This is a genomic window from Pseudomonas sp. 5P_5.1_Bac1 (assembly GCF_025466015.1).
Taxonomy (GTDB): Bacteria; Pseudomonadota; Gammaproteobacteria; order Pseudomonadales; family Pseudomonadaceae; genus Aquipseudomonas.
The window spans coordinates 79,315-85,730 of sequence record NZ_JANLNX010000060.1 but is presented as its reverse complement, the minus strand read 5'-3'; the positions used below and the strand labels follow the sequence as shown (position 1 = coordinate 85,730).

Genomic DNA, 6,416 nt, shown 5'->3' with positions numbered 1-6,416 from the left:
CCCCACCATCCCCCCCCTCCCGGTAGGAGCGAGCTTGCTCGCGATGGGTCATGAAAGCAGCCCACTCACCCGAATATACCCTGTTACAAAAGACCGAGCGACTTGGCCCGCGCCACCGCCTGGGTGCGGCGCTCGACGCCGAGTTTGCTGTTGATATGGCTCGCGTGAGTCTTGACGGTATGCAGCGAGATGAACAGTTGCTCGCTGATTTCCTGGTTGGAACAGCCCTGAGCGATCAGCTTGAGTACCGCCTGTTCGCGGACGCTGAGGGTTTCGCCGCTGCCGTTGGCTTCCTGGTTGGGCAAGAAGCCCAGCAGGCTGACCTGGGCCGGGCTGGTCGATTGCGCCTGAAGTTGTTCGCGCAGCCAGTCGGGGTGTTCGTTGAGTAGGCGCTGATAGGGTTGCAACACCCCGCCCCGCGCGGATTCGAGGCTCGACACCAGACGCTCGCGGGCGCCAGACAGGTCGCCCTGAGCCAAGAGCAAACCCACCTGCTGGCACAGCGCGATAACGCAGAGCAATTGCCCGCCGCTGGCCTGACCACGGCTGACCAGCGCCTGCAGCCGTTGCCCGGACTGGGCCAGCCGTCCCTGCGCCTGCTCCAGCAGGGCTTGCTGCAATTCGATGTGCAACGGCAGCAGCGGATGAAACTCCGGCGCGGCCGCGGCCTGTTGCCCGCCATAGGTCTGGCTCAGGCGCAACAGCCAGGATTCGGCCAGGTCGTTGCGCCCCTGGGCCAGCCAGAGTTCGCATTTGACCAGGGTAATCATCGCCAGATAGAAGATCGGCGGCACATCCCAGATGTGCATCAAGCGTTCGGCTTCGGCCAGTTCGGCGAAGGCCTCGGCGAAGCGTCCTTCGCGACCGTCCAGGGTCGCCAGGGCGCAATGGCCGATCAGCACGCTGATATCGCGACAGGCCCGCGCCTCGATCAACCCGGCCCGCAGGCGACTGCGTCCGGCTTCGGGCTGCAGGCGGCTGACCAGCAAGTAACCCTCGTAAAGCATCAACCGCGCGCGCACCGCATACAGCCGCTGCGCCGACAGGCCGTGCAGGCGTTGCAGGCCCTGACGCACCTCCTCCATCGAACGCAGCGTCTCGCCGCGGGCATGCAGCACCCGCGCCCGGTCGTAATGGGCCAGGGCCTCGAACAACGGATTGCCGACCCGCTGCGCCAGCTCCAGCGCCTCGCGGTTCCAGCCGCGCGCACGCCAGAAATCGGCGTCGGCGATGGCCAGGTTGGACAGCGTCGACAGGCACATCAGGCGCTGCCCATAGCGTTTGTTCGGCAGGCTTTGCAGGGCCTGCTCGCAATAAGAGCGGGTGCGTTCGCGATCACCCCGGCCGCGGGCGATGATCCCGCTCAAGGCCAGCCACTGCGCCAGCATGGACTTCTGCGCGGTGGCCGAGGGCGCCGGCAGGAAGCGGCTGAGGTGGCTGGCCAGTTCCTCGGCGGCGTCCAGTTGGCAGGCCAGGCCCAGCGCCCAGCTATACAGCACGATCAGCCGCGGCGTGCTGATCAGCAGGCTGTCGGGCAGGTCCATCTTCCAGCGCAGCAGCATGCCGACGTTCTGTTCGGCCAGCAGTTGTTCTTCAGAGAGGTTCTGCACCAGGTTGGCCGCCACATCCAGGTGCCCGGCCCGCAGCGCCTGCTCCACGGCTTCGTCCAGCAGACCCTGGCCGTGGAACCAGCGACAGGCGCGCAGGTGCAGGCTCGACAGCGGCAGGCTGGCCTGGCGGGTGCGCAGCAGGTCGGAGAACAGGTGGTGATAGCGGAACCAGTAACCGTGCTCGTCCAGCGGCACGAGGAAGACCTGGTGGGATTGCAGGTAACGCAGGATCTCGTCGCTGTCGTGGCTTTCCCGCAGGGCGTCGCACAGGTCGGCGCAGAAACGCTCCTGGCAGGCGGTGTCGTTAAGGAAGCTCTGGACCTCGGCCGGCAGGCAGTCGATGACTTCTTCCAGCAGGTAATCGCGGATCAGCCCTTCGCCACCGTGCAAGGCCTGGGGCAACGGGCTGTCGGCACCGGACTCGGTGGCCGCCAGCAGCCAGAAACGCAGCCCGGCAACCCAGCCGTCGCTGCGCTGGATCAGGTTGTCCAGCGCCTGCCCGCGCACCGACGGGTGCTGGCCGAGCACGGCGAGGGATTCGTCGGGGGTCAGGCGCAGGTCCTGTTCGTTGAGTTCGAGCAATTGCCGCGACAGCCGCAGCCGCGCGAGGTGCCAGTCGGGACGCTGGCGGCTGGTGACCAGCAGCACCAGGCCAGGCGGCAGGTGATTGAGGAAGAATTGCAGGCAACGGTCCAGCACGGGCCCTTGGGCCAGGTGATAGTCATCCAGCACCAGCAGCACCGGGGACGTGCTCAGCAAATGCTCGGCCAGTTCATCGAGCAGGCCGTCGAGCCATTCCTCGAAGGCGAACGGCTGGTGGCGCTGGCGCATTTTCAGCAGGCCCAGTGCCTGGCCGCCGAGGCTCGGGCAGTACTGTTGCAGACCTTCGAGCAGGCGTTCGAGAAAACGCCCGGGATCATTGTCACGTCGGCTCAGCCCCAGCCACAGGCTGCGCCAATGCGGCGGCAGGCTTTGGCAGAACTCCACCGCCAACGAACTCTTGCCGAATCCGGCGGGTGCATTGACCAGCAACAGACGCCCACCCAGCCCGGCCTGCAAACGCTGGCAAAGGCGTGCCCGCGGCACATGCCCGTCGGGCAGCGGTGGCCGGTAGAAACGCCCTTCCAGAACCGACACGGTCTGTTGGGTGAACCCTTGCGTGCTGGACAGATCGGTCATGGCCGGCTCGTTTTAGTTGAAATCTTCGGCAACAGGGATTGGCGCAGACTAGCGGTTTAACCGGCACATTTGAAGGCGATTGCCGCAAGTACGGAAAAAAGACTACAACAAGAAGCAACAGAGACAACATTGACAGGGCGCAACGGACTACCAGGTTAGCGGTAAAAACGGCGGGGCCAGCGGAAATAGTCGATGGCTGCGACGGGAATCAAAACGCCCCGGCAAGCCGGGGCGTTCTGGGGATCACACGGAGGGTTTGAAGCGTTAACGCACGCCCGACTGACGCAGGGCGGCTGGCTGGAAGTCGGCCTTGCTGGCGGTGAAGCCGAAGTCGTAGGCCTTCTTCTCTTCGTTCTTCATGCCCAGCGCCAGGTAACGGCCCGATTGCAGGTCGTAGATGGCTTCCAGGGTGTACCACGGCACTTCCACGTTGTAGTAGTCCTGGGAGTGGGCCTCGGAGACGCGCCACAACTGGTCACGACCGTCGTACTGGTCGATCACCGCCGCTTGCCAGGTGTCTTCGTCGATGTAGAAGTCACGTTTGGCATAGATGTGGCGCTGGCCCGGTTTCAGGGTCGCGACCACATGCCAGACGCGGCGCAGCTCGTAGCGGGTCAGGTCCTGATTGATATGGCCCGCCTTGAGGATGTCGGCGTACTTCAGGGTTGGCGAGTCCAGCTTGTAGCTGTTGGAGGCGATGAACAGCTCTTTCTTGCCTTCCAGTTTCCAGTCGTAGCGGTCTGGCGCACCGTTGAACATGTCCAGGTTGTCGGAAGTCCGCAGACCGTCGGCAGCGGTACCCGGACCGTCATAGGACACCTGCGGCGCCTGGCGTACACGGCGCTGACCGGCGTTGTAGACCCACGCCTTGCGCGGTTCCTTGACCTGGTCGAGGGTCTCGTGGACCAGCAGCACGGTACCGGCCAGACGTGCCGGAGCAGTCACTTCCTGCTTGAAGTAGAACAGCACGTTGCCTGGCTCTTGCGGGTTGTAGTCCTTCATCTTGTCGCGGAAGACGAACTGGTCCTGGAAGTACACCAGGCTGTAGCTGCCGTTGGGCTGCGGCGTGGCCTGGGTCACCAGGCGGGTCACGCTGCCGCCACGGTAGCGGGTGATGTGGTTCCAGATCACCTCGACGCCGCTTTTCGGAATCGGGAAAGGCACGGCGGTATCGAAGTTTTCAAGGCCGTTGCCACCCCCTACCAGCGTGGTGGAGGTGGCGTTCTTCTTGATAGCGGCGAAAACGCTGTCCGGCACGGTAGAGCCGCGGTGGGTCGGGTACACCGGGATCTTGAAGGTCTCGGGGTAGCGCTTGAACATCGCGACCTGGCCAGGCGAGAGCTTGTCCTTGTACTGGTCGACGTTCTGCGCGGTGATGATGAACTTGGGCTTTTCACTGCCGTAAGGGTCGGACAGGAAGCCCTTGGCGTCGACAGTACCGGCAGTCTTCGACAGCGGCTGCCAGGCCGTGATGGAACCGTCGGCGTTACCGGCCTTTTCCGCGCCCATCGGGGTCAGCGTCGAGCCCAGTTTGGCCGCTTCGTCGGCGGAAACGGCAGCCATTACGCTGGTCGCCAGCAGGGACAGGCCCAGCACGCCGGCTTTCAGCAGAGTCTTGGTGGTTTTCATTGTCATGTTCTTCTTCCTGAATCAATGCGCTTAGAAGTTCACGCCGAAGCTGAGGGCGACAAAGTCGCGGTCATCCACGGTGGTGTACTTGCCGTCGAAGAAGTTGGTGTACGACAGGCTGGCGGTGTAGGTGTTCTGGTATTCGGCATCCAGACCGAGGCTGACGGCCTTGCGACCTTCCTCGAAGTTGCCGCCAGGACCAGGCGAGTAGCCTTCCACGTCGTGGGACCAGGCCACGCTCGGCTTGAGGTTCACACCGGCGAACACGTCCGGGTAGTCCCAGATGGCGCGGCCGCGATAGCCCCAGGAGGTGCGAGTGGTGTAGCCGTCGTCTTCGCAATTGCGGTCGAGGTTGGCGGACGAGGCACCGTTGGCGGCACCACCGATGGTGCTGGTGTTGAGCACCACGCAGGTATTGCGGCCCGCGGTGGCTGGCAGAGGGCCTGGGCCGTATACCGGGTCACGGCCGTAACGGACCTTGTCGCTGCTTTCCAGGCCGCCGACTACAGTCACGCCGACTTCACCCACCAGCGTCAGGCGGCTGGCGCCCATGACCTGGTCGAAGAAGTGCGTGAAGGTGGTCTGGAACTGAGTGACTTCCTTGCGGCGATAGCCGTGCAGGTCTTGGCCTGGAGTGCCTTTGAGCAGCGATGCGTTGCCCAGGCCGAAGGCCGGAGGCAGCGCGGTGACACCCGCGTAGAGAATGTCGGTGGTGTTGAGCTGCACCGGAGCATTCGGGCGATAGCTGACTTCACCGCTCCACGCGGTACCGGTTGGCAACGTGGTGGAGAAGCTCAGGCCGTAGAGGCGGATATCTTCCGGATACTCGACGAAGTACTTCGAGTTGCCCGCCACGATGATCGGTGCCGCGGTGCCCGCGCCGGCCGCAGCCGTGTAGGCCGCCTGAGGCGCGCCGGTGGCGCTGAAGATCGGCGCACGGCTGTGGTAGTTCATCGCGTACAGACCGAACTCGGTGTTCAACGGCTCGTACATGTAGCGCAGGGCTACACCGAACTGGCCGCTGTCGCGGGCATCACGGTCCGGGCCGCGAGCAACCTTCACGCCTTCGGCATTGACGTCGATGCCCAGGGCCCTGAAGGTCGCCTGCTGTACCGGGGTCAGCGCACGGTTGCTGGCCAGTACGCGCAGGTTGTCCGAGCAACCATCCGCGATCACGTCCGGCTGCGAGAAGAACGTTCCGCAGTTATCCACCACGGTCTGGTCCCACTCGAGCTGGTAGAAGGCTTCGGCCGACAGGTTGTCGGTCAGGCTCTGGGAGATGTAGAACATGTTGACCGGGATCAGGCCTTCCTTGATCTCCGAGCCAGGACGGCGGAACGCGGATACGTCAATCGGGTTGATGGCGTTGATACCGCTGCCGATGAAGGTACTTTCACCCCAGCTCACCACCTGCTTGCCAAGACGAACGCTGCCCGGCAGATCGGCGATGGAATAGTTGTGGTACACGAATGCGTCGAGAATCTGCGCGCCGGAGGACTTTGCGCCTTCCTTGCGGTTCGAGTCGCTGATGTCCTTGAACTCGCGGCCCTCATCCTTCAACTCGAAGTCATACCAGTACTTGCCCCGGACGAAGACGCCGGTGTCGCCGTACTTGAGTTCGAGGTCATGGATGCCCTTGAAGATCTTCGAGAAGGTCTCGCCCTTCTTGAAGTTCAGGTGACCGTCGTCGGAGGTCTGCGACAGACCCTTTCCGCCGTTGTTCACCCCGATCAGGTTCTTGTTCGGGTTGGCGGTGGACCAGCTCGCACCGACCGACAGCGACGAGTCGAAACTCCCCTCGATCTCACCGATGTTGAAACTGACGGCGAATGCTGGACTTGCAAGCGTAGAAGCGAGGCTGACGGCCAGGGGCAGTTTCGCCCGGCGCCAGAACAGATTTACTGATGTCATCGACGCTACTCCATGTACTTTATTTTTATGGCAGTGAGTCCTTCAATGAAACGGAGGCCGATCGGTCGCCAGACTGGCAGGGCGTAT

3 protein-coding genes are annotated in these 6,416 nt (G+C 63.5%); all 3 read right to left on the bottom strand.

The window, feature by feature from the left end; genetic code table 11:
• Nucleotides 1-83 precede the first annotated feature (83 nt).
• The 3 genes from NTD82_RS15015 to NTD82_RS15005 all read right to left on the bottom strand — a co-directional run bounded on the left by NTD82_RS15015 (nt 84) and on the right by NTD82_RS15005 (nt 6,329).
• Entirely contained in the window at nt 84-2,789 is a 2,706-nt protein-coding gene (locus NTD82_RS15015; protein WP_095158610.1) for a helix-turn-helix transcriptional regulator, read from the bottom strand.
• A 264-nt stretch (nt 2,790-3,053) separates the two neighbouring features.
• Nucleotides 3,054-4,418 (bottom strand): DUF1329 domain-containing protein, encoded by a 1,365-nt coding sequence (locus NTD82_RS15010; protein ID WP_262129270.1) that lies wholly within the window; start codon nt 4,416-4,418, stop codon nt 3,054-3,056.
• A gap of 30 nt (nt 4,419-4,448) precedes the next feature.
• Nucleotides 4,449-6,329, bottom strand: coding sequence for a DUF1302 domain-containing protein (locus tag NTD82_RS15005; RefSeq protein ID WP_262129269.1), 1,881 nt, complete (start codon nt 6,327-6,329; stop codon nt 4,449-4,451).
• Nucleotides 6,330-6,416 lie beyond the last annotated feature (87 nt).